The sequence below is a fragment of the Lentzea sokolovensis genome, assembly GCF_033949975.1.
GTDB lineage: Bacteria > Actinomycetota > Actinomycetes > Mycobacteriales > Pseudonocardiaceae > Lentzea > Lentzea sokolovensis.
In genome coordinates, this window is sequence record NZ_JAXAVU010000010.1 from 485,620 (window position 1) to 507,738 (window position 22,119).

At 68.7% G+C, this 22,119-nt stretch carries 24 protein-coding genes; 11 read left to right on the forward strand and 13 right to left on the reverse strand.

The window, feature by feature from the left end:
• Nucleotides 1–6: 6 nt before the first annotated feature.
• The 7 genes from SK854_RS24250 to SK854_RS24280 all read left to right on the forward strand — a co-directional run bounded on the left by SK854_RS24250 (nt 7) and on the right by SK854_RS24280 (nt 5,065).
• Nucleotides 7–507: an amino-acid N-acetyltransferase gene (locus SK854_RS24250; protein WP_319977391.1), complete on the forward strand. Its 501-nt coding sequence runs from the start codon at nt 7–9 to the stop codon at nt 505–507.
• A gap of 62 nt (nt 508–569) precedes the next feature.
• Nucleotides 570–1,421: a MerR family transcriptional regulator gene (locus SK854_RS24255; protein WP_319977392.1), complete on the forward strand. Its 852-nt coding sequence runs from the start codon at nt 570–572 to the stop codon at nt 1,419–1,421.
• Nucleotides 1,405–2,196, forward strand: coding sequence for a hypothetical protein (locus SK854_RS24260; protein WP_319977393.1), 792 nt, complete (start codon nt 1,405–1,407; stop codon nt 2,194–2,196). The genes SK854_RS24255 and SK854_RS24260 overlap by 17 nt, the downstream gene beginning before the upstream one ends.
• A complete protein-coding gene (locus SK854_RS24265; protein ID WP_319977394.1) occupies nt 2,168–2,701 on the forward strand; it encodes a hypothetical protein in 534 nt (177 codons plus the stop codon). Before SK854_RS24260 ends, SK854_RS24265 begins: the two co-directional genes overlap by 29 nt.
• Nucleotides 2,698–3,852 carry a YcaO-like family protein gene (locus SK854_RS24270; protein ID WP_319977395.1) on the forward strand — a complete coding sequence of 385 codons (1,155 nt, stop codon included), beginning with the start codon at nt 2,698–2,700 and terminating at the stop codon, nt 3,850–3,852. The genes SK854_RS24265 and SK854_RS24270 overlap by 4 nt, the downstream gene beginning before the upstream one ends.
• Before the next feature lie 5 nt (nt 3,853–3,857).
• Nucleotides 3,858–4,511, forward strand: coding sequence for a nitroreductase family protein (locus tag SK854_RS24275; RefSeq protein ID WP_319977397.1), 654 nt, complete (start codon nt 3,858–3,860; stop codon nt 4,509–4,511).
• A gap of 83 nt (nt 4,512–4,594) precedes the next feature.
• Nucleotides 4,595–5,065: a phospholipase gene (locus tag SK854_RS24280; protein ID WP_319977399.1), complete on the forward strand. Its 471-nt coding sequence runs from the start codon at nt 4,595–4,597 to the stop codon at nt 5,063–5,065.
• A 4-nt stretch (nt 5,066–5,069) separates the two neighbouring features.
• Here SK854_RS24280 and SK854_RS24285 read toward each other — a convergent pair whose 3' ends face one another.
• Nucleotides 5,070–7,451 carry an FtsK/SpoIIIE family DNA translocase gene (locus SK854_RS24285; RefSeq protein ID WP_319977401.1) on the reverse strand — a complete coding sequence of 794 codons (2,382 nt, stop codon included), beginning with the start codon at nt 7,449–7,451 and terminating at the stop codon, nt 5,070–5,072.
• 118 nt (nt 7,452–7,569) lie between these two features.
• On the opposite strand from SK854_RS24285, the gene SK854_RS24290 reads away from it, so the two are divergent.
• A complete protein-coding gene (locus SK854_RS24290; RefSeq protein WP_319977403.1) occupies nt 7,570–8,343 on the forward strand; it encodes a lysophospholipid acyltransferase family protein in 774 nt (257 codons plus the stop codon).
• Here the strand turns inward: SK854_RS24290 and SK854_RS24295 are convergent.
• Nucleotides 8,240–8,920: a hypothetical protein gene (locus SK854_RS24295; protein WP_319977405.1), complete on the reverse strand. Its 681-nt coding sequence runs from the start codon at nt 8,918–8,920 to the stop codon at nt 8,240–8,242. The two genes, SK854_RS24290 and SK854_RS24295, sit on opposite strands and share 104 nt — an antisense overlap.
• Nucleotides 8,921–8,968: 48 nt before the next feature.
• Nucleotides 8,969–11,740, reverse strand: a complete 2,772-nt coding sequence (locus SK854_RS24300; RefSeq protein ID WP_319977407.1) for an AfsR/SARP family transcriptional regulator — start codon at nt 11,738–11,740, stop codon at nt 8,969–8,971.
• Nucleotides 11,741–11,877: 137 nt separating this feature from the next.
• Between SK854_RS24300 and SK854_RS24305 the strand changes: the two genes are divergently transcribed.
• On the forward strand, nt 11,878–12,492 hold the full coding sequence (locus SK854_RS24305) for a class I SAM-dependent methyltransferase (protein WP_319977409.1): 615 nt from the start codon (nt 11,878–11,880) through the stop codon (nt 12,490–12,492).
• Here SK854_RS24305 and SK854_RS24310 read toward each other — a convergent pair.
• The 9 genes from SK854_RS24310 to thyX all read right to left on the reverse strand — a co-directional run bounded on the left by SK854_RS24310 (nt 12,489) and on the right by thyX (nt 20,067).
• Nucleotides 12,489–12,854 (reverse strand): nucleoside/nucleotide kinase family protein, encoded by a 366-nt coding sequence (locus SK854_RS24310; protein WP_319977411.1) that lies wholly within the window; start codon nt 12,852–12,854, stop codon nt 12,489–12,491. The genes SK854_RS24305 and SK854_RS24310 overlap by 4 nt on opposite strands.
• Nucleotides 12,854–13,657, reverse strand: coding sequence for a F0F1 ATP synthase subunit A (gene atpB, locus SK854_RS24315; RefSeq protein ID WP_319977413.1), 804 nt, complete (start codon nt 13,655–13,657; stop codon nt 12,854–12,856). The genes SK854_RS24310 and atpB overlap by 1 nt, the downstream gene beginning before the upstream one ends.
• Nucleotides 13,658–13,734: 77 nt before the next feature.
• Nucleotides 13,735–15,414 carry a ribonuclease J gene (locus tag SK854_RS24320; protein ID WP_396426036.1) on the reverse strand — a complete coding sequence of 560 codons (1,680 nt, stop codon included), beginning with the start codon at nt 15,412–15,414 and terminating at the stop codon, nt 13,735–13,737.
• Nucleotides 15,411–16,307 (reverse strand): 4-hydroxy-tetrahydrodipicolinate synthase, encoded by an 897-nt coding sequence (gene dapA / locus SK854_RS24325; RefSeq protein WP_319977415.1) that lies wholly within the window; start codon nt 16,305–16,307, stop codon nt 15,411–15,413. Before dapA ends, SK854_RS24320 begins: the two co-directional genes overlap by 4 nt.
• A 19-nt stretch (nt 16,308–16,326) precedes the next feature.
• Complete coding sequence (locus tag SK854_RS24330; RefSeq protein ID WP_319977417.1) at nt 16,327–16,938, reverse strand: TIGR03085 family metal-binding protein; 612 nt, start codon at nt 16,936–16,938, stop codon at nt 16,327–16,329.
• A gap of 25 nt (nt 16,939–16,963) precedes the next feature.
• Nucleotides 16,964–17,377: a hypothetical protein gene (locus SK854_RS24335; protein ID WP_319977418.1), complete on the reverse strand. Its 414-nt coding sequence runs from the start codon at nt 17,375–17,377 to the stop codon at nt 16,964–16,966.
• Between the two features lie 64 nt (nt 17,378–17,441).
• Entirely contained in the window at nt 17,442–18,884 is a 1,443-nt protein-coding gene (locus tag SK854_RS24340) for a serine/threonine-protein kinase (RefSeq protein ID WP_319977419.1), read from the reverse strand.
• Between the two features lie 71 nt (nt 18,885–18,955).
• Nucleotides 18,956–19,357, reverse strand: a complete 402-nt coding sequence (locus tag SK854_RS24345) for an ACT domain-containing protein (protein ID WP_319977421.1) — start codon at nt 19,355–19,357, stop codon at nt 18,956–18,958.
• 5 nt (nt 19,358–19,362) lie between these two features.
• Nucleotides 19,363–20,067, reverse strand: coding sequence for an FAD-dependent thymidylate synthase (gene thyX, locus SK854_RS24350; RefSeq protein WP_319977422.1), 705 nt, complete (start codon nt 20,065–20,067; stop codon nt 19,363–19,365).
• 67 nt (nt 20,068–20,134) lie between these two features.
• Between thyX and SK854_RS24355 the strand changes: the two genes are divergently transcribed.
• Together SK854_RS24355 and SK854_RS24360 are read left to right on the forward strand one after the other, a co-directional pair.
• Entirely contained in the window at nt 20,135–20,650 is a 516-nt protein-coding gene (locus SK854_RS24355; RefSeq protein ID WP_319977423.1) for a toxin-antitoxin system HicB family antitoxin, read from the forward strand.
• 5 nt (nt 20,651–20,655) lie between these two features.
• Complete coding sequence (locus tag SK854_RS24360; RefSeq protein WP_319977424.1) at nt 20,656–21,579, forward strand: DUF4097 family beta strand repeat-containing protein; 924 nt, start codon at nt 20,656–20,658, stop codon at nt 21,577–21,579.
• Nucleotides 21,580–21,606: 27 nt separating this feature from the next.
• Here SK854_RS24360 and SK854_RS24365 read toward each other — a convergent pair whose 3' ends face one another.
• Nucleotides 21,607–22,101, reverse strand: a complete 495-nt coding sequence (locus SK854_RS24365; RefSeq protein ID WP_319977425.1) for a hypothetical protein — start codon at nt 22,099–22,101, stop codon at nt 21,607–21,609.
• Nucleotides 22,102–22,119 lie beyond the last annotated feature (18 nt).

A 22,119-nucleotide genomic window follows, 5' to 3' on the forward strand; every position in this document is an offset into this window, starting at 1 on the left:
ACGGTTGTGACCAGTGGGGTAGTCGTGCGGCGCGCCCGCACCAGTGATGTGCGCGCCATGAAGGCGCTGATCGACGGGTACGCGGGCAAGGTCCTGCTGGCCAAACCGCTGGTCACGCTGTACGAGGCGGTCCAGGAGTTCTGGGTGGCCGAGGAGGACGGCGAGTTGCTCGGCGTCGGGGCCCTGCACGTGATGTGGGAGGACCTGGCCGAGATCCGATCCGTCGCGGTCTCCCCCATGGCGCTGGGCAAGGGCGTCGGTCACCGGATCGTGGCGCAGCTCATCGCGACGGCCAGGGAGCTGCAGCTCGCGCGCATCTTCGTGCTCACGTTCGAGACCAAGTTCTTCACCAAGCACGGCTTCGTCGAGATCGAGGGCACGCCGGTGAGCCCCGAGGTCTACGAGGAGATCATGCGATCGGTGGACGAGGGTGTCGCCGAGTTCCTCGACCTGAGCTACGTGAAGCCGAACACGCTCGGCAACAGCCGGATGCTCCTGGAGTTGTAACTCTTCGAGTAATCACTCGAAGAGTCTTGACTCAAAGAACCACGCGCACCAGGATCTGCGGTGTGCCCGAATCGCTGACCGTCGACGAGCTCGCTGCCCGGATCGGCCTGCCCAGCAGCACCATTCGCATGTACCAGACGAAGGGTGTGCTGCACGCGCCGAGACGGCAGGGACGCGTGGCGTACTACGACGCCTCGCACGTCGAGCGGTTGACGTTGGTCCAGCGGTTGCAGCAGCGGGGGTTCTCGCTGCCCGCGATCGCCGAGCTGATCACGGCACGCGAGAAGGGCGAGTCGGTCGCCGCGGTTCTCGGTTTCAGCGAGGCCGAGGGCCCCGACGACTGGGTTCGGATCAAGGTGCGCGACATCAAGCACCTGATTCCGACGGGAGACGTCCAACCGCGACTCCTCCTCCGGGCTATGCGGTTGGGCTTGGTGCGGTGGAAGTACGGCTGGCCGCACACGCGTCGCTGGGCACTCGAAGCGGGCGGCAGGCTTGCCGGCCTCAGGGTGCCCAGCGATGACGTCATGGACAGCTTCACGCGCCTGCGCACGGCGACCGACGCGGTGGCGGCGGACTTCGTGCGGTTGTTCGAACGGCAGTTCTGGCCAGAGCTGGCACGCAAGGCCGGTGACGAGAACCAGCTCGAGAACGTTCGGGCGTTGCTGGTCGAGCTGACGTACACGGCGGAGACCGCGGTGGTGGGGACGCTGCGGGAATCGATCCGGGACGCGGCCGAGGAGTTCGCGTCACGGCACGGGTTGCTGCCCAGCGACGACTACCAGCCGGCGTGGGCCGAGCAGCCGTTGCCGCCGATCGCCGAGAACCTCATGGATCCGGCGGGGGATCTGCCGAGCGAGCAGGAGATCGAGAACTTCCTGAAACGGGGGGACGAGGATGAGCCTGGTCGCTGATCCCGCCTGGCACGCCCAGGTTCGGGACGAAGGCCTCGTCGTTCATGCGGGAGCCGATCTCGCGTATTTGATTCCAGACCTGCCCAGGGCGGTGGCCGTGGCGCTGGCCGGACTGTTCGAGCCAGTGTTGAGGGGAGTGGCTCGAACGGTCGACGAGAACCGGTTGGGGGAACCGGTTCGCCGGCACGTGGCCCAGCTGAGGACCCTGGGCGCTCTCCGCCCGGCCGGGTTGCCGAACGATGACGCCAAGCCGATGGGGGTCGGCACGCGCGTCGTCGGGGAGGCACCCGCCGGGCTGGTAGAGCGGTTGCCGCACAACGAGAACCCGGACCTTCTGCTCGTCGTGCGGACGACCGGCACGTTGGTCGACCTGATCGAGGTGGCGCGCGAAACGACGGTTCCGCACCTGTTGCTGGACCTCGCGTACCACCACACCGCCGCCGTCGGGCCCTTCGTGGTGCCCGGTGCCGGCGCGTGCCTGGCGTGCCTCGCGGTGCGGGCGGGGCGGCGGTGGGGAGATCCGCCGCCTCCCCCGCGTCCTGGAGCGCTCCGGCACGAGTTCCCGATTTCCCTCGCCATGCAGGCGATTCAGAACATCCGCGGCGGCTCGCTGGCCCTGCTGGACGCGGTCGTGACCGTCAATCTCGACGAGTTCACGACGTCGCGCGAGAGCGTGCTGCCGGCCGCCGACTGCGAGATCTGCCCGAAGGTCCAGTTCGGGCGCGTGTCACTTCCTTGGGGGAACCTTGAACGCGACGGCAGTCCGGTTACCTGACCAGTTCTCGCCGGGTGCGGCCGCCGCCAACGCCGCGACGCCCACCTGTTGCTGTTGTTGTTGCTGCTGCGCGGTTTCCTCGGTCGGCGCGGCCGTGCACATCCCGGAAGCCCTGTACCAGGACACCAAAGAGCTTCCCCAGCCGCGCAGCGCGCTCGTCCTGCCCGCCGCGATCTTCCCGTTGCTGGTCGTCGTGCTGCCGTTCGTCACGCTCGGCGCGGTCTTCGACCTGCACTGGGGCTGGTGGCTCGGGGCCTCCGGCGTCGTGCTGGGGTGGGCCGTCGCCGCCGGGTTCATCGCCCGGTCGCCCAAGCCGTGGATGAGCCTGGTACGACTGCTGGGTTGGGCGGCGCTGTGGGTCGTGGAGCCGTTCATAGTCCTGTACGCGCTGGCACCGATCGCCACCCTCGGCGAAGGAGCCGCGTGGGTCGCCGGCGTGCTCTACGTCGGCGGTGCGCTGGGGCTCGGCTACTGGATCTTCCGGCACTACCGGGGGAAGCGGTGAAGACCGTCGCGGAGGCGCTGATCGAGCGCGCGGTCGGCTGGCGGCAGGGTGTGGTGTCACAACTGCATCCCGTGCCGCACAGTCTGTCCGATGTGGACGTCGAAGGCTGGGCCGCGGTGCCGGAGCCGTTCGCCACCGGCGGCACTTCCGGTGGCACGTCGAAGGTCGCGGCGGTGGCGGAGGCGCTGGAACGCCATGCGGCCGCGCGGGCGCCGCTGGAGATCGCCACGGACGGCGAGTGCTGGCCGCTGGAACACTTCAGCCTGCACACGGTCGAGCAGCGCGTGGCCCCGGACTACCGCTACCGCAAGGGATATGTCGACACGCCGTACACGCGGGCGTGGACGTTGCCCGGCAACGAACCGATCCGCGTGCCCGCCGGTCTCGTCGGCCTGGACGCCTCCTACGGGCTGCCCGCGACGTCGTCGGGACTCGCGGCCGGTCCGTCGACGACCAGCGCCTTGTTGCGAGCGGTTCAGGAACTGGTCGAGCGCGACGCGTTCACGACGACCTGGCTGCATTCCCTTGCACCGCAACAGTTCGCCGCCGACCTTCCGCACGGCGCGATGGCGTTCGACCTCACTCCCGCCTACAGCCCCCACCCAGTGGTCGCCGTCGCGGGTTCACTGCCGATCGCGGGCAAACCTCGCCCAACGCTGGGTCTCGCCTGCCGCGCGACGGTGGCGGAAGCGGTGCGGAAGGCTTACGAGGAGTGGATCCAGGGCACGGTGTTCATCGAGGTCTGGCTGGCGCGCAACGGCGACCGGCCCGTCGAGGAGGCCACCGACTTCGACGAGCACGCCGTCTACTACGCCACGCACCCGTCGAAGTGGGACGCGCTGCCGTGGTTCGGCGGCTTCGAGACGGACCCGCCGCGCGACGCCGAAGCCCGTGGCACCAGCGAGGAACTGACCGAACTGGTGCACGCGCTCGACCGCGCGGACGTCCGCCTCGCCTACCGCGAACTCACGACGCCGGAACTGTCGGCCGTCGGGCTGCACTGCGTCCGCGTCCTGTCCCCCGACCTCGCGCCACTGCACTCGGACCACCGCTGGCCACACCTCGGCGGCCGCGCCCGCGAGCTCGGCTGGCGCTACCCGCACGCCTCACCGGGCGTGTTCCCCAATCCCGCACCGCATCCGCTGGGGTGACGCCGATGTTCGACGACTTCTGGGCCGCGAGCCGGTTCTCCCCGCTGCACCAGCGCAGGCTCGGCGACCGGCTGCGCGACTTCCGGCCGCAGCCGGCGTTGATCGACCCGCTCGAACTGCCTTCGCCGCCGGTTCCGCTGCCCCGTCCGCAAGACCGGCTGCAGAAGCTGTTCCAGGCACGCAGAAGCACGCGGGATTTCGCTCCGAAACCGTTGACGGACAAGCAACTCGGCACCGTCCTGGCCGCGCTGTCGGACAACAGCTGCCCGTCCGCAGGCGGCCTGCATCCGTTGCGCTGCTACGCGTTCTTCGACGGACGCGCGGTCCGCTACGACATCGCCCGCCACGCGCTGCAGGACATCGGCCCGGCACCGGAGAACCTGGCCGAGATCCTCGGAACGCCTTCGACGCCACCACTGACGATCGTCCTGGTGTTAACGGACAAAGACTCGTTCGAGAAGTACGGCGAACGCGCGGGACGCTTCGGCTTGATCGAAGCAGGCGCCGCGGCGCAGACCATCTGCCTCCGTTTGGCGGAGCAGAAACTGGGCGGCTGTCTGCTCGGCGGAGTAGCGGACAACGAAATGCTGCACGCGCTGGGCCTCCCCCGCGAACTTCGCGTGGCCACGGCGATCGCGTGCGGACACATGATCACCTGACGTTCATCAGATCGTGTCTACCGAGGACAGTCGATCACCCGCTACAACTGGCGAGACCCTGCTCACACTCCGAGGAGCTCGCCATGTCGACGAAGACCCTGCGCTCCGCCTTCGTGGGTGCCGCCGCATCCCTGACTCTGATCTTCACGGGCGCCCCCGCGCACGCCGTGGACATCGTCGCGGTGACCGACGACTACCTCTACACGAAGACCATCAGCCAGTTCACAACATTGCGCGCGCAGCAGCCCTACGCGGGCCAGCTCGACTGGTCGTCCGACGGCTGTTCGTACTCGCCGGACAACCCCTTCGGCTTCAAGTTCCTGCCGACCTGCGAGCGGCACGACTTCGGCTACCGCAACTACAAGCGGCAGGGCCGGTGGAACGAGACGAACCGCCTGCGCATCGACAACAACTTCAAGTCCGACATGTACAAGCAGTGCGGGTCCAACTGGGCGTGCAAGCGCACTGCCGACCTGTACTACGCCGCCGTGCGCGAGTTCGGTGGCAGCGCGAGCTCCACTGCCACGAGCATCCAGAAGGCCGGTCTGAAGTAGGGACTCAGTCCTCGTCGTCGGCGGGGCCGCCTCCGCGCATCAGGTAGACCACGGACTCGAGCTCGTCCGGCTTGATCAGCACCTCGCGTGCCTTCGAGCCCTCGGACGGCCCGACCACGCCGCGGGTCTCCAGCAGGTCCATGAGGCGCCCCGCCTTCGCGAACCCGACGCGCAGCTTGCGTTGCAGCATCGACGTCGAGCCGAACTGCGACGTCACGATCAGCTCGGTCGCCTGCACCAGAAGCTCCAGGTCGTCGCCGATGTCGGCGTCGACCTCCTTCTTCTCCGCCGCCTTCTGCGCCGTGACGCCGTCGGTGTACTCCGGCTGCGCCTGGTTCTTGGTGAACTCGACGATCGCCGAGATCTCCTCGTCGCCCACGAACGCGCCCTGGATGCGCACCGGCTTCGAGGCGCCCATCGGCAGGTACAGGGCGTCGCCCATGCCGATCAGCTTCTCGGCGCCCGGCTGGTCCAGGATGACCCGCGAGTCCGTCAGGGACGACGTCGCGAACGCCAGGCGGGACGGCACGTTCGTCTTGATCAGACCGGTGACGACGTCGACGGACGGACGCTGCGTCGCCAGCACGAGGTGGATGCCGGCCGCACGGGCCTTCTGCGTGATGCGGACGATCGCGTCCTCGACGTCACGCGGTGCGGTCATCATGAGGTCGGCGAGCTCGTCGACGATCGCCATGATGTACGGGTACGGCCGGTAGACGCGCTCGGAGCCGGGCGGCGCGGTGATCTCGCCGGACTTCACCTTGCGGTTGAAGTCGTCGACGTGACGCACGCGGTTGACCTGCATGTCCTGGTAGCGCTGTTCCATCTCCTCCACGAGCCACGCCAGCGCGGCCGCCGCCTTCTTCGGCTGCGTGATGATCGGCGTGATCAGGTGCGGGATGCCCTCGTACGGCGTCAGCTCGACCATCTTCGGGTCGATGAGGATCATGCGGACCTCGTCGGGCGTCGCCCGTGCGAGCAGCGAGACCAGCATCGAGTTCACGAAGGACGACTTACCGGAACCCGTGGAGCCCGCGACCAGGAGGTGCGGCATCTTCGTCAGGTTCGCGGTGACCATGTGGCCCTCGATGTCCTTGCCGAGGCCGATCACCATCGGGTGCGTGTCCTTGACCGTGGACGACGCGCGCAGGACGTCGCCCAGCCGCACCATCTCGCGGTCGCTGTTGGGAACCTCGATGCCCACGGCCGACTTGCCGGGGATCGGCGCCAGCAGGCGGACGTTGTCCGTCGCCACGGCGTACGCGATGTTCTTGGTCAGCGCGGTGATCTTCTCGACCTTCACGCCGGGGCCGAGCTCGACCTCGTAGCGCGTGACCGTCGGGCCGCGGGTGAAGCCGGTGACCTGGGCGTCGATCGAGAACTGGTCCAGCACGCCGGAGATCGCCTCGATCATGAGGTCGTTCGCCTTGCTGCGGGTCTTCGGCGCGTCGCCGTCCTTGAGCACGTCCGGCGGCGGCAGCTGGTACTCGCCCTCGACGGCGCGCACTGCCATCGCCGGGGCCGCGGCCTTCTTCTCCTTCGGAGCGGGCTTCGGGGCGGGCTCCGAAGGCTCTTCCAGCGGAAGTTCGGACTGCGTCTCCTCCTCGACGGGTTCGACGGCCTGACGACGGCGGGACGGGCGGCGCAGGCGCACCGGCTTCGGTTCCTCAACCGGCTCTTCCTCGTCGGCGGGCTCGTCCGAGGACTTGGTGCCGGGGTGCAGCAGTGAGCGAATGCGTTCGGGCGCCTGGCGAATCGGCGTGTGCGTCACGACCAGCAGGCCGTAACCGAAGATCAGGAACAGCAACGGCCCGGCGACCCACGGCGTCAAACCCTGCGCCAGGAACCCGCCGGCCAGATAACCGAGGGCTCCACCGGCGCTGCGGCGTTCCAGCGGGTCCATCGGCAGGCCGCCGATGAGGTGGAACATGCCGAGCACGCCGATCATCATCAGCAACGAGCCGATGATCAGCCGCGGTCGCGCGTCGGGCTTCGGGTCGGTGCGCATCAGCGTGACGCCGATGCCGAGCAGCACGACCGGCACGATCACCGCCGGGAACCCGACGGAGCTGCGCACGGCGACGTCGACCCACTGCCCGACCGGTCCGCCCGCCTGCCACCACACGCCGGCGCCGGTGATGACCGCCAGCGCGATCAGCAGCAGCCCCAGGCCGTCACGACGGTGTTCGGGATCGAGGTCCTTGGTACGGCTGACAGTGCGCACGATGCTGCCGACACCACGGCCCAAAGCACCCCACACGGCACTGATGGCGCCGCCGCTCTTGCGTGGTGCGGGCTTTCTGGACGCGGTGGATCGCGCCCGCGGCTTGGCTGGTGCTTTGCCGCGTGACGTGGTCTTTCTCGAAGTCCCTGTGCGCCCGGCCATGTGTATAAGGTAGTCCCTCGCGTCTCACCAGCCACGTTCGCAACTGGGACGCGTGCGAAACCTCATGGTTCTCCGGAACCGGCACGGTGTCGTTCCGACACGCCGTACGCTGCCCCGCGTGTCCACACCGCTTTTCTGGCGCGTGCTCATGGTGGTCGACCGGGGCCTGATCGCGCTGACTGGCAAGCTCGAGGTCTCGGGCGACATCCCGCCGGACCTTCTCGGCAAGCCGTTGCTGCTCGCCTCCAACCACATCGGCAACCTCGACCCGATGGTGCTCATCGCGGCCTGCCGCAAGATCGGCGTCAACCCGCGGTTCATGCTCGCGGGCGGTCTGCTCGACGCACCGATCATGGGCCCGGCGCTGAAGGCCTGCGGTCACCTGCGCGTCGACCGGCGGTCGGCGAACGTGGGTGAGGCGATGCACCGCGCCGTCGAGGCGTTGCGGAAGGGCGGCGACCCGATCGCCGTCTACCCCGAGGGCAAGATCAGCCTCGACCCCGGTCTGTGGCCGGAGCGCGGCAAGACCGGCGTCGCGCGCATGGCTCTGGGCGGTGGCATCCCGGTGATCCCCATCAGCCAGTGGGGCGCGCACGAGGCCGTGTACTGGGGCAACCTGCACGTCTCCGGCTGGAGGGACGCTCTGCCGTACCTGACGTCGTGGCTGCGCGCGGTGCGCAAGCGGCCGACGTTCAAGGTCCACTTCGGCAAGCCCGTCGAACTGACGGACCTCAACGCCGAGACGATGGGCGACGCCCGGCGCGCGCACGAGCGGATCATGCGCGCGATCACCGAGGGCTTGGCGCCGTTGCGTCTCGACGAGCCGGACGTGCCGCGCTTCCAGGACCCGACGCGCCCGACGACCGGCGTCTCGCCCTGGCGGCCCGCCTGATCGAGTAGCCGATCACCGTGATCAGCATGAGCAGCGGCATCGGGTTGCCCCTCCACAGGCTGATCGCGAAGTCGATCACCGGGATGACCAGCGCCGCGACGAACGTGAACGTGCTCGCCGTGGGCAGCTTGACCTTCGAGTTCGCCCACGGCGTGCGTCCCCACGGTTTCGCGACGCTGAGCCACGCCTGGAACGCGATCGCGCTGATCATGAGCGCGGTGCCGACCGGCATCCACGCGGTGACGTGCCCGTTCAGGGCCTCCTGCAGGTTGCCGCTCAGGATGAAGATGCCGATGTAGAGCTGACTGACCGTGATCACGAACTTCGCGAGCACCCACCAGTGCCGGAAGTAGCCCCACGGCGTCGTGGCGCTGAGCATGAAGCCGCTGAACGCGCTGGTGTTGGCCATGATCGCGAGCACCTCGTGGTCGAGGTAGCGCGCCATCCGGAACGCGTTGAGGTCGCCCGTCCGCATGCCGTGGAGCACCAGGGCGAGCAGCGCCACGGCCTGGCTGAGCCAGCCCACGGACGTGACGACGTGCAGCCACACCAACAGGGTCCGAGCGCGCTTCTGCATGACGTGTAGCTTGCCTACGCATCAGCGCGAGCACATCAGGGATCGCCCCTAGGAGAGCTCGTGCAGCCGCGCCCGCACCTCGGGAGTGAGCGGGTGGTCGTAGTCCTCGTAGATCGTCAGCGCTTCCAGCAGGTGCGTCCGCGCCACGTCCGGCTGACCGGTGCTCGTCTCCCCCAGGCCGTGCAACGCCTCCGCGAGACTCTTGCGGTCGCCGAGCACGCGCAGGAACGCGACCGCGTGCCGGAACGAGTCGCGCGCCTCGACGCGCTGCCCCAGCTTCGTCTGCGCCCAGCCGATGCTCACGAGCGCCATGGCCTTGCCATGGGGAGCGTCGTGCGAGTCCATCAGCTCGAACGCCGTGCGCGCCGACTCCAGCGAAGCCTCGAACTGGCCCGCTGAACGCAGGTTGTCGCTCAGGAACAACCTCGTGCCGCCCTCACCGAACCACGAACCGACCTCGGCGTGCCCGCGCAGGGCCTCGCCGAACCGATCGACGGCGAGGTCGAACTGGCGCAGGCCGCCGTAGGCCATGCCCAGGCCGGTCAGACTCCACGCGGCACCGGCGGAGTCGCCGATCTCGCGCCGGATCGCGAGCGCGCGGTCGAAGAGTTCCAACGCGTCCGCGAAACGCTGACCGCGGAACGCCGAGAGCGCCTGGCCGTGCACCGCCCACGCGCGCGCGGCCTGGTTGCCGTCACGCGCGGCGGTGCGTTCGGCGACGCGGTAGGTGCGAGTCCACTCGTCCAGAGCACTCGACACGATGAAGTAGTTCCACAGCGCCACCGGGATCTGCCACGCCGCCGGCGAGTGGTGCTCCTCCGCGAGCCTCGCCGCCGCCAGCAGGTTCGCGGATTCCGTGCGGCACCAGGTGAAGGCCTCGTCGTGCGAGGTGAAGTCCTGAGTGGACAGCGGTGGCAGCAGGAACGCGGGATGGTCCGGCGGCGCGATGACGGTGCCCGCGGCGTTCGCGGTGTCGAAGTACCAGCCCAACAGACGCTTCACGGCCTCGTCGCGGCCGTCCGACGACTCCTCGGTGGCGCTGAGTTCCGTGGCGTACAGGCGAAGCAGGTCGTGCAACCGGAACCGGCCGCGCGCGACCTCCTCCACCATGTGCCCGCCGGCCAGCACGTCCAGCAACGTCCGCGCCCGCGACACCGGCGCACCCACGAGAGCCGCCGCGGCGTTCAGGCTGATCTCGGCGCCGGGATGCAGGCCGATCAGCCGGAACATCCTGGCGGCGTCCGGTTTCAGCGCCAGGTACGACCACGAGAAGGCGGCACGCACGGCCGTGTCCTCGTCGTCGCCCGTGGCCAGCACGTTCAACCGGTCGTGCTCGTCGGCGAGATCGCTCGCGAGATCGGCCAGCGTGAGATGCGGGCGGGTGACGACGCGTTCGGCCGCGATCCGCACCGCCAGCGGCAGATGCCCGCACAGTTCGACCAGCTTGGCCGCGGCGGCGGGTTCGGCGGCGACGCGGTCAGCGCCCACCGCGGACGTCAGCAGCGCCAGCCCCTCGTCGCGCGTCAGGATCGACAACGTCAGCGAATGCGCGCCATCGCGGGCCACCAGGCCGCCGAGGTGGTTGCGGGACGTCACCAACACCATCGACGTCGAACGGCCCGGCAGCAACGGGCGGACCTGCTCGGCCAGCCGGGCGTTGTCGAGCAGCACCAGAACCCGTTTGCCCGCAAGGACACTGCGGTACAGCGCGGACTTCGCGGGCAGGTCCTCCGGGATGCGTTCGGACGGCACGCCGAGGCTCTGCAGCAGCTGGTGCAACGCGGCGGCGGGCTGCACGGGCGGCGACGACGAGTCGAACCCGCGCAGGTCGACGTGCAGCTGACCGTCCGGGAACCGCGAGGCCACCTGATGCGCGAACCTCACGGCCAGCGCGGTCTTGCCGACGCCGCCGGTGCCGGTGATCGCGACGAGCACCGGCGCGTGGTCGTGCGGAACGACCTCGGCGAGCTTCGCGAGTTCTTTTTCCCGGCCGGTGAAGTCGCGGACCTCGTGCGGCAACTGGACCGGCACGAGCACCGGCGCCGCGGGTTCTGGCTGCGGGTCGTGACGGCCGACGAGCACCTGTTCGTGCAGGTGACGGAGTTCGGGGCCGGGTTCGATGCCCAGTTCCTCGATCAGCAGCCGGCGCAGGTCCGTGTAGACGGCGAGCGCCTCCGCCTGCCGTCCGCCGCGGAACAACGCGGACATCAGCAGGCCGTGCAGCCTCTCGCGCAACGGATGCGCGCTGACCAGCGTCGTGAGCTCTGCCGCCACTTCGGACTCGCGCCCGACCGTCAGCATCAGCGCCGCACGCTGCTCCACGGCCGTGAGTCGCATTTCGGCCAGGCGCGCGCGTTCCACCGCCGCGAACGGCCCCGGCACACCGTCCAGAGCGAGGCCCCGCCACAGATCCAGCGCGGTGTCGAACGCCGTGATGGCCTCGGCGGGCCTGTCCCGCAGACGCCCGGCCTCGTCCAGATGCGCGCGGAAAACAGCGGCGTCCGAACTACCGGACGGCAGCCTCAGCAAGTATCCAGCGTCCGTGGAGAGCAGCACGGAACTCGGCGCCCGCGACGCCCTGTCCGGCTCGAAGAGCCGACGCAGCCCCGCCACGTAGGTGTGGATGCCGTTGTCGGCGCTGGCGGGTGGATCTTCGCCCCACACGGCGTCGATCAGCTCACTGCGCGACACGACGTGGTTTGCGCGCAACGCGAGCACGGCGAGCACAGCTCTCTGCCGCGGCGGACCGAGCGTGAGCTCCTTGCCGTCCACCGTGGCCGCGAGCGCGCCCAGCAAGCTGACGCGCAACTCGTTCTGCACCCTGTGTCTCACTTCGTCGCTGTCCGCGTTCAGGTAGCAACCTACCGTCAGTTTTCGTCCAGAAGCCATCCAGAAGGCGTGCAGAGAGGTTCTCCACACTTCACTCAGGTGGATTGGGCCGAAATGAGGGGCGGAGAATGAACGCGGCCGAGGTATTCGACACGCTCGGGCTGGAATACCAACGCGCTTGGTCGCACCAGCCCGCACTGCACGGCACTCTCGCGTGGTTCGCCGCGACCCAGCCCTCCGGCTCGCGCGTCCTGGACATCGGCTGCGGCACGGGCGTTCCCGTGGCGCGGACGCTGGCCAAGGCGGGCATGAGGGTCACCGGTCTCGACGTCTCCCCGGTGATGGTCGACATCGCGACCACCCAGGTTCCCGACGCCACGTTCCACAAGATCGACATCCGCGACTTCGAGTCACCTCCTGGTTCGTGGGACGTCATCTGCGCCGTCTTCTCGCTGCTGCAGATGACCCAGGCCGAGATCATCCAGACCCTCGGACGGATCTCGACCTGGCTGCGGCCCGGCGGCCACTTCTTCCTCGCCACCGTCGCCGTCGACGTCGAACAGGTCACGCTGCCCTGGATGGGCCAGGAGATCGAGGTGTCGTCGTTCTCCGAGGAGAACTTCGAGGCGCACCTGGGCCAGGTCGGCCTGCGGGTCGTGCGCCGGAGCCGGCCGGTCTTCACCCCGTCCTACCCCGGCGCCATGCCCGAGGAGTCGCTGCACCTGGTGTGCCAGCGTCCCTAGTTTCCGGCGACGTCCCAGCGGAGCTCGACGGGCGCCGCACCTTCACGCACGTCGCCGTCCTGCACGGTCCACGCGCTCGCCTGCACCCGCTCGTCGGTCAGCAGGAAGAACCCGACCGGCCGATCACCGTCGGCATCCACCAGCCGCGCCAGTTCGGCGACCTGCGCGCGCAGCCAGTCGACGGACTGCTCCCGGATGTCGCCGCCGTAGAACACGTACAGCGTCCAGTTGAACGGCCGCGACGGAATCGCCCACCCGGCGGAGTACAGGTCGTGGTGGTGCGTGGCCAGCACCTGCTCGACCACTTCGCGCTGTCCGTGCGTGAACTCGACCCAGCCGCGCACGCCGACGTACATCCCCATCAGTGCTGCTCGGCCAGCGCCCGGCCGATGAAGTGCGCCGACAGCAGAGCGAAGATGTAGGCCTGCAGCACCTGCACCAGCGCCTCCAGGAAGAACAGCGCGATGGCGAGCGCGAAGCCCAGCACCGACACCGGCTTGAGGTAGATCGGCGCGTTGAACAGCAGGAACTCGCTGCCGATCGTGAACACCAGGATCAGCAGGTGGCCCGCGAACATCGCCGCGAACACCCGGATCGCGAGGTTCACCGGGTCGAAGAAGAACTTGAGGATGACCTCGGTCGGGATCAGCAGGCCCCACAGCACGGGCTTCGGCACGCCCGGAATGATGAACTGGTTGCGCAGATAGCCCCTGAGCCCGAACTTCCTGATGCCCACGTAGTGGTAGAGCGGGAAGATGATCAGCAGCGCGACTGCCGCCGGGAAACCGCTGTGCGTGAACGTCGGGAACTGGATGAACGGAATCAACCCGTAGAGGTTGTTCACGAGCACGAAGCAGAAGATGCTGACGATCAGCGGCACGTAAGGCGCGAATTCCTTCGCGCCTATCTGCTCACGCGCGATGGTGTTGCGGCCGAAGTCGTAGACCGACTCGGCGGCGAACTGCCAGCGCGACGGGATCAGCTTCATGCTCCTGGTGGTGACCAGGAAGAACGTCAGGATGATCACCACCGACAGGACCAGCAGCGCCTGCGGTTTGGTGACGGAGAAGTCGAACGGCAGGCCCAGCGGCTCGTGCCAGGTGAAAATAGGTGGAAGCAGAATGTCTTCTTTGCCCGGAGGGCTGAAGACGTCGTTACCGGCCATAGGGCGAACCCCCTCGTCCATGGTCTGGGACTAGACCTTAGCGGACGAGGGGGACGCAGATCACAGCAGGGTCACGGTCACACCGGAATGACGGTCGGCACGATCATCGGCCGGCGACGGTAGGTCTCCGCCACCCAGCGCCCGACGACGCGTCGCACGGCCTGTGCCACCCGGTGCGTGTCGGCGATGCCCTCGGCCTCGGTGCGTGCCAGCTCCATCTCCACGAGCGGCACGACGGCCTCCAACGCCTTGGGGTCGTCGGAGAAGCCGCGGCCGGAGATCGTCGGCGCCGTCACGGCCCGACCGGTCGTCTGGTCGATGGCGACCGAGATCGAGATGAAGCCGCCCTCGCCCAGCACAAGCCGGTCCGACAGCGTCGACTCGCCGACGTCGCCCACGGACAGGCCGTCGACGTACACGTGGCCGACGACGACGCGGCCGGACACCGCCGCCTTGCCGTCGATCAGGTCCACGACGACGCCGTCCTCAGCGATCACGACGTGGTCCTCGGCGACACCGGTGGCGACCGCGAGAGCCGCGTTCGCCCTCAAGTGCCTCCACTCGCCGTGCACGGGCATCACGTTGGACGGCCGCACGGCGTTGTAGAGGAACAGGAGTTCGCCGGCCGGTGAGTGGCCGGAGACGTGCACCTTGGCGTTGCCCTGGTGCACGACGGTCGCGCCGAGCTTGGCGAGGCCGTTGACGACGTTGAAGACCGCGTTCTCGTTGCCGGGGATCAGCGACGACGCGAGGATCACCGTGTCGCCCTCCCGGATCGAGATCTGGCGGTGGTCGCCGCGGGCCATGCGGGACAGCGCCGACAGCGGCTCGCCCTGCGACCCGGTGGAGACGAAGATGACCTCGTCCTCCTCCATCCGCATCGCGACGTCGAGGTCGACGAACAGACCGTCGGGCACGTTCAGGAAGCCCAGGTCGGACGCGATGCCCATGTTGCGGACCATCGACCGGCCGACGAACGCGATCTTGCGCTTGTACTGCACGGCGACGTCGAGCACCTGCTGGACGCGGTGCACGTGCGAGGCGAAGCAGGCCACGATGACCCGCTGGTCCGCCTTGCGGATCACGTTCTCCAGCACGGGGCCGATCTCGCGCTCGGGCACCACGAAGCCGGGCACCTCGGCGTTGGTCGAGTCGACCAGGAAGAGGTCCACGCCCTCGTCGCCCAGGCGCGAGAAGCCCGCCAGGTCGGTCAGGCGACCGTCCAGGGGCAGCTGGTCGAGCTTGATGTCGCCGGTGTGCAGGACGAGCCCCGCGGCGGTGCGGATGGCCACGGCCAGCGCGTCCGGGATGGAGTGGTTGACGGCGAAGAACTCGAGCTCGAACGGCCCGTACGAGCGCCGCTCCCCCTCCTTGACCTCCACGAGTCGCGGGGTCTGGCGGTGCTCACGGCACTTGGCGGCGAGCAGCGCCAGCGTGAAGCGGGAACCCACGACCTGCACGTCGGGGCGCAGCTTCAGCAGGAACGGGACCGCACCGATGTGGTCCTCGTGGCCGTGCGTCAGGACGACGGCATCGATGTCGTCGAGCCGGTCCTCGATCGCGCGGAAGTCGGGCAGGATCAGGTCCACGCCCGGTTGGTCGTCTTCGGGGAAAAGAACGCCGCAGTCGACCACGAGCAGCCTTCCGGCATGCTCGAAGACGGTCATGTTGCGGCCGATCTCGCCAATTCCGCCGAGTGCGACGACGCGGAGGCCGCCTTCCGGCAGTGCGGGCGGTAGTTCGGTCGATTGGGTCACGCGTTGACTCCCAGTTCGGCCGCGATGGCCTCGATGTCCTCGGCTGCGGCAGGCACCAGCGGCAGACGGGGCTCACCCACGTCCAGTCCGCGCAGGCGCAGCGCAGCCTTCGTGTACGTCACGCCGGGAACCCGGCGGAATGGTCGCAGCAACGGCAGCAGCGACTCGTGGATTTCTTTTGCCCGGACCACGTTTCCGGATTCATACGCATCAATGAGATCCCGCAGGCGATCCGCCGCGAGGTGGCCGATGACGCTCACGAACCCGACGGCGCCCACGGACAGCCACGGCAGGTTCAGCGGGTCGTCACCCGAGTAGTAGGCGAGGTCGGTGCTCGCGATCACCCTGCTGCCCGCGTGCAGGTCGCCCTTGGCGTCCTTCACGGCCAGGATCCGCGGGTGTTCCGCCAGGCGCAGAAGGGTGTCGACCTCGATCGGCACGACCGCGCGCGGCGGGATGTCGTAGAGCATCACCGGCAACTCGGAAGCGTCGGCGATGGCGGTGAAGTGCGCCAGCAGGCCTTCCTGCGGCGGCCTCGAGTAGTACGGCGTCACGACCAGAGCGCCGTGCGCTCCGGACTTCTCGGCCTGCTGCGCCAGGTGAACGCTGTGCGCGGTGTCGTACGTGCCGGCGCCGGCGACCACGGTCGCACGGTCGCCCACGGCTTCGACGACGGCCGTGATCAGCGCGGCCTTCTCCCGATCGGTCGTCGTCGGGCTCTCGCCGGTCGTGCCGTTCACGACCAGGCCGTCGTTGCCCAGGTCCACCAGGTGTTTCGCCAGTTCCTGCGCCTTGGGGAGATCGACCTCGCCGCGCGAGTCGAAAGGCGTGACCATGGCGGTGAGAACGCGGCCGAACGGGCGGTCCGGCCCTGCGTACGGGCTTCCTGGCATGCGCAGAAACTACCCGAGTTCACACACTTCGGTTCAACGACCGCACCCGTTGCACCGCGTCGGCGTCACCGCTGTATTCCACGCGGGCCTCATCGCGCCCGAACGCGAGCATCACGAGCTCGGACACCTCGCCGGTGATCACCACTCCGTTCGCGCCCTGCTTGGCGACGATGTGCTCGCCATCAGGCCGTACGAGCGTCACGCCCACGGGCGACGACTTGTACGTCATGCGCGCGGTGAACGGCAGCAGCTTCCACAGGACCTTTTCGCGACGCTCGTCGTACGGCCGCGGCTCCCAATCGGTCTGCGCACGCCGCACGTCCTCGTGGTGCACGAAGTACTCGCCCGTGTTCATCAGGTCGTCGACCGGCTGAATCCAGAACGGAGGCGTGCGGACCAGATCGAGGAGCTCGCTCCACGCCTTGTGCGTGTAGTCCTCCTGGACCTTCTCCGTCCACTTCGCGAAGACCGGCAGCACGATGCCCGGCGCGGTGTCCGGGCGGCGTTCGCGGATCGCGAGGTGCGCGGCCAGGTCCTTGGTCAGCCAGGTGCCGCACAACGTCGGCGCGTCCGGGCCGAGCTCGGTCATCAGGTCGACGAGCGCCTTGCGTTCGTCACGGGCGAGACTCACACCCCCATTGCACCACAGCCGGCTGTCAGGCCTCGTTCGGCTTGTAGCACTTGGTGAAGCCGTCCGGCTTGGCCGACTTGTCGGCCATCAGGCTGACCACCTGGTCGCGCTTCAGGTTCTCCGGGTAGCCGGGCCAGTCCGGTTCCTGGCCGTCGACGTGCAGCTCGTCCAGCCAGTAGCCGGACTGACCGGAGGTCTTGGCGAACTCCAGGTCGCAGCCCTTCACGCGCACCATCACCTCGATGGTCTTCTCCGAGGACTTGATCGTGCGCTTGCCGACCTTCTTGGCCTTCTTCGCCGTCTCGGTGCTGGGCTCGCCGACGGTGGTGAAACCGGCGGCCTTGAGCTCGGCGACGAACTTGTCCTCGTTGCCGGAGCAGGCCGAAAGGGTGGCCACGCAGCCGAGGACCAGCAGGGCGGAAACGATCCTTCTCTTCACACGTGGCAGGAAATCGCCCGGCACCGGCCGGCGACGAGTGAACTCGCCAAGCGTTACCGCTCCGTTAGCTGTCCTTCTTCGTGCTGATCGTGCCGTCCAGCTTGCTGCCGTCCTTGGTGCCGGCGATGCACCAGATCTTGCGCTCGGCGTTGCCGCTCTTGTCCTTGGTCCACGAGCTCTCACTCGGAACGAGCGTGGTGAGCTTGAGCTTCGCACCGTCCTTGACCCACTGCGAGTTCAGCGTCATCTCGCACCGGGAGACGCCGAGGCTCTTCAGCGAGTCGACGCCCGGATACGCGGCGTCGGGCAGGTTCGACTGGACGGGCAACGTGTCGATCACGTCGAACACCTCGAAGTCGTGCGGCTTGTCGCACTCCTCCTTGGTCTCCGAGTCGAGCAGCTTGGCCGGTGCGACGTCACCGATTCCGCACGTGTTCTCGTAAAGACCGAACACCGGGACTTCGGCGCCCTCGCCGTACGTGAGCGCCGTGCTGGCGCCGCTGGCACCAGGCGTCGTGAACGCCTTGTGCACGTAGATGCCGCCCGTGAACGCCGCCGCGGCGATGACGACGGCGCCGATCAACGCGAAGACGCGGCTGCGCTTCTTCTTCGCCGGATCGACGGCCGCGGCCTGCTGGTACTGCTGGGTCTGCGCCGGCGCGATGCCGGTGGGCGGCGTCGGCTGGTTGCCGATGCTGGAGAGCATCGCGCGGGCCTGCGGGCCGGACAGCCGGGCGTTCGGGTCCGCGATCAGCAGACCGGTGATGACGGCGCTCAGCACGCCCGTCGCACGGGTCAGGCGCGGCGTCTCGCTCATGATCGCGTGCAGCGTCGAGGCCGTGGAGGAGCGCTCGAACGGGCTCCAGCCCTCGACGGCGTAGCAAAGCGTGGCTCCGAGAGCCCACAGGTCGGACGCGGGGCCCGCCTCGTGGCCGTGGATGCGTTCCGGCGCCATGTACGCGGGCGAGCCGATGAGGCTGCCGCTGGTGGTCAGGCGCGGGTCGTCGACGGCCTGGGCGATGCCGAAGTCGGTGAGCTTGAGCTTGCCGTCCGGGCGCACCATCAGGTTGCCGGGCTTCACGTCGCGGTGCACGATCCCGGACTGGTGCGCGGTCTCGAGCGCCGACAACGCCTGCAGCGCGATCGACACGACCTGGTTCTGCGGCATCGGGCCGTGCGTGCTGATCAACGTCGACAGCGTCGCCGCGTCGACCAGCTCCATGATGATGTAGGTCAGGCCGTTCTCGTTGATCGCGTCGTAGACCGTCACGACGGCGGGGTCGTTGAGCTTGCCGGCGGTGCGCGCCTCACGCAGGGCGCGCTCTTCGAGCACGCGGCGTTCCTCGTGCGCGATGCCGTCAGGCAGGTGCAGTTCCTTGATCGCGACGAAGCGTCCGATGTGACGGTCCTGGGCGCGCCAGACGATGCCCATGCCGCCACGTCCGAGCTCCGCGATCAGGGCGTACCTGCCCGCGATGACGCGTGGTTCGACAGCCTGTCCGTGCAACGTGCGCTCCTACGACTTCGGAACCGGGGGCGTTGACGGTACTTCAGACCCGCCACATGGAGGATCGGTTCCTAGGCTTCCGGCGCTACAACCAGTTCGTGACCTGCGGCACGCAAGGCGAGCACCGCACGCTCCAGATCTGTGTGCTTCACCAACAGGTGGTCCGTGTCGTATGTGGACAACGCGAACAGCGAGACGCCCGCGGCCGCCAGTTCACCGGCCAGAGCGGCCATGATGCCGGTGAGCGTGAACTCCAGCGGCCCGCGCACGGTGAGCAGCCGCCAGCCCTTCTCCGCGGTGTCACCGTCCACAGCGAACGACGCCGGCGCGATGATCGACAACTCGGCCGGGGTCCTGGTGACGGACACCAGCACGTCGGTGAGGTCGAGCAGCCCGGCGGGGACAGGAGCGTCCGCCCCCAGGCGCGTGACCGCGTATTCGCCGGGCCGGACGTCCACGATGAGCCGCTTCATGGGCGTCAGCCTTCAACCACCAGTGGGCTGGAGGCAACTTCTGTGCCGTCCGGGAGTGTCGAGATGACGAAGTCCGCGAACGCGTTCGGCGCGGCCTTGGTCAGTTCGCGCAGGCAGGCGATGGCGAGCTCGCGCAGTTCGACGTTGATGTGCTCGGTGGCGCGCATCGCGATGAAGTGCCGCCACGAGCGGTAGTTGCCCGTCACGACGATCTCGGTGCCGGTGGCGTTGGGCAGCACGGACCGTGCGATCTGCCGCGCGCGCCGGCCGTTGACGGTCTTCTCCAGGCTCTGCACGAGGTCCTCGTAGGCCTTGAGGCTCGCCTCGGTCGCGGCGACGAACCGCGCGTGCAGCTCGGGATCCTTCGCGATCAGGTCCGGCTCCACGACGTCGGTCGGGTCGGTGCGCTGGGAGAGCTGCGAGTACGAGAAGTGCCGGTGCCGGATCAGCTCGTGGGTGAGCGAGCGGGACAGCTCGGTCAGGTAGAGCGACGCGCTGCCGTGCTCGAACGCGGCGAGGTGCCCGACGTCGAGCAGGTGGTGCAGGAACGTCGCGTTGGTGTTCGTCATGGGGTTCGAGCGGTCCCACGACTGGTAGCAGGCGCGGCCGGCGAACTCGACGAGCGCGGCGCCGCCGTCCGCGTCGGTCGTCCACGGCACGTCGTCCGGTGGGATGAACTCGGTCCTGGCCACCAAACGCACTCTCGGCATGAGCCGAGATTAGCCCTGACATCAGGTGGTGGTTGCACGATGTCGGAAGTGACGTCATAGTGGTGTCATGGATCTGTCGCCGTACATCGCGTCACTGCGCGAGGACCTGGCGACGGCCGCATCAGCGGGGGACGAGAACACCCGTCGAACGGCCGCCGCGTTGTCCGCAGCGCTCGAGCCAGCCGCGCGACTGGCAATCATGAACGCACTGTCCGACCTGGCCGCGGAGGTCACCGCCTCCCTGGACGGCCAGGTCGTGGACGTTCGACTGGCAGGCCGTGACGTCCAGGTGGTCGTCACCGGGTCCGCCGAACCGGAGCCGGAACCGGCCCCGCGGCACGAGATGCCGAACTTTGGCGCAGGTGACGCCACCGGTGACATCAGCCGCATCACCCTGCGCATGATCAACGAGCTCAAGTCGAAGGCCGAGGCCGCCGCTGCGGCTCAGGGCGTGTCGCTGAACTCGTTCATCCAGCAGGCCGTGGGCGGCGCGGTGCACAGCAAGCACAAGCATCACGGACACAAGGGGTGGAGCGGAAACGCCGGCTCGGGCTCGCGCGTCCGCGGATGGGTGCAGGGGTGAGCGCGATGACCGAACCGACTCCGGAACCGGCTTCCGAACCGGCGGAGCCCGCGGGCGTGGTGCGTCAGCAGAGCTTCGAGTTCGCGGGCGTCGCCGAGATCGACATCTCGCTGCTCAGCGGCCGGGTGCAGGTGCAACTCGTCGACGGGCCCGGTGTGCACGTCGAGGTGCGGCACGACCCGAACGCGGGCAACTCGTGGACCGAGGGCCTGTCCAGCGTGCTGAGCTGGGTCAGCGGCCAGTTCGGCGCCGACAAGGCGACTCCCCCGTCGGGCCCGGAGGAGGCCGTGCGCGACGCACGCGTCGAACTGCTGGGCAACCGTTTGCGCATCGAGTCGTCCAAGGCGCTGCCGTTGCGTGCCGTGCCGCTCTCCGTGGTGGTGACGGCTCCCGTGGGGTCGCACGTGTCGTCACGGACCGGCGCGGCCGACGTCATCGTGACGGGCGGTGCGGGTCGTCTCGACCTGAACACCGGCACGGGCAGCGTGTCCGCGGACCGGGCGACCGGCGAGGCCAAGGTGAACTCGGGCGCCGGCACCGTGCGCCTGGGCACGATGCTCTCGACGCTGAAGGCCAAGACGGGCAGCGGTGACGTCGAGGTGTCGTCGATCGGCGGCACGACCACGCTGATCACCGGTACCGGCGACGTGTGGCTCGGCGCGGTGCAGGGCAACGTCCAGGTCCGCACCGGCAGCGGCGATCTGACCGTGGCCGACGCGGCGTCGGGCGAGATCCAGCTCGGCACCGGCTCGGGCCACATCCGCGTCGGCATCCGGCAGGGCACGCTGGCCCGCATCGACCTGGTGTCCACGTCCGGCAACGCCCGCAGCGACTTCGACGTCTCGTCCGCGCCGCTGGGTGACGCCACTTTGTCGGTCACGGGCCGCACGGGCAGCGGCAACGCTCTGGTGACCGCCGCTTCAAGCTGACCGGGGGGTCGGAAAAGACGTCTCCGGCTAGGGCTCCTGGAACGGTTTGGAGCCGCCGGGGACGTCGTCCGGGAAGAGCGGGCAACGGATCTCGCCGGTCAGGAACTTCCTGATGAAACTCGAGAAGTTCCCTGCGTACGACCAGCTCTGCATCATGTCCGTGATCACCACGGTCCACTCGTCCGGCTCACCCTTGGTGTGCCAGAGGCAGTGGTCGCCGTTCACGGTCATGCCCCAGGGCAGCAGGCCGGGCACGTCCGGGTGCACGCGCAGACCCGGCTGGCGCCGCAGCGCACGCAGCATCTTGGGTGCCGTCGACATCCAGTTCATGAAACCGGCACGCGCTGTCGGGTGCAGGATCCGGACGTAACCACCGACGATCAGAGGCGGATAGGCCTCGGCGAGATGCACGAAATCGCTGGGCAACGCCGTGCCCGCACGGCCTTTGACCGCGTCCCAGTCGACCGGGTCAGGCCGCCTCTCGGGCGCTCCCAGCAGATCGATCCACTCGTCAGGCGGCACCGTTCACCTCCGTGACCC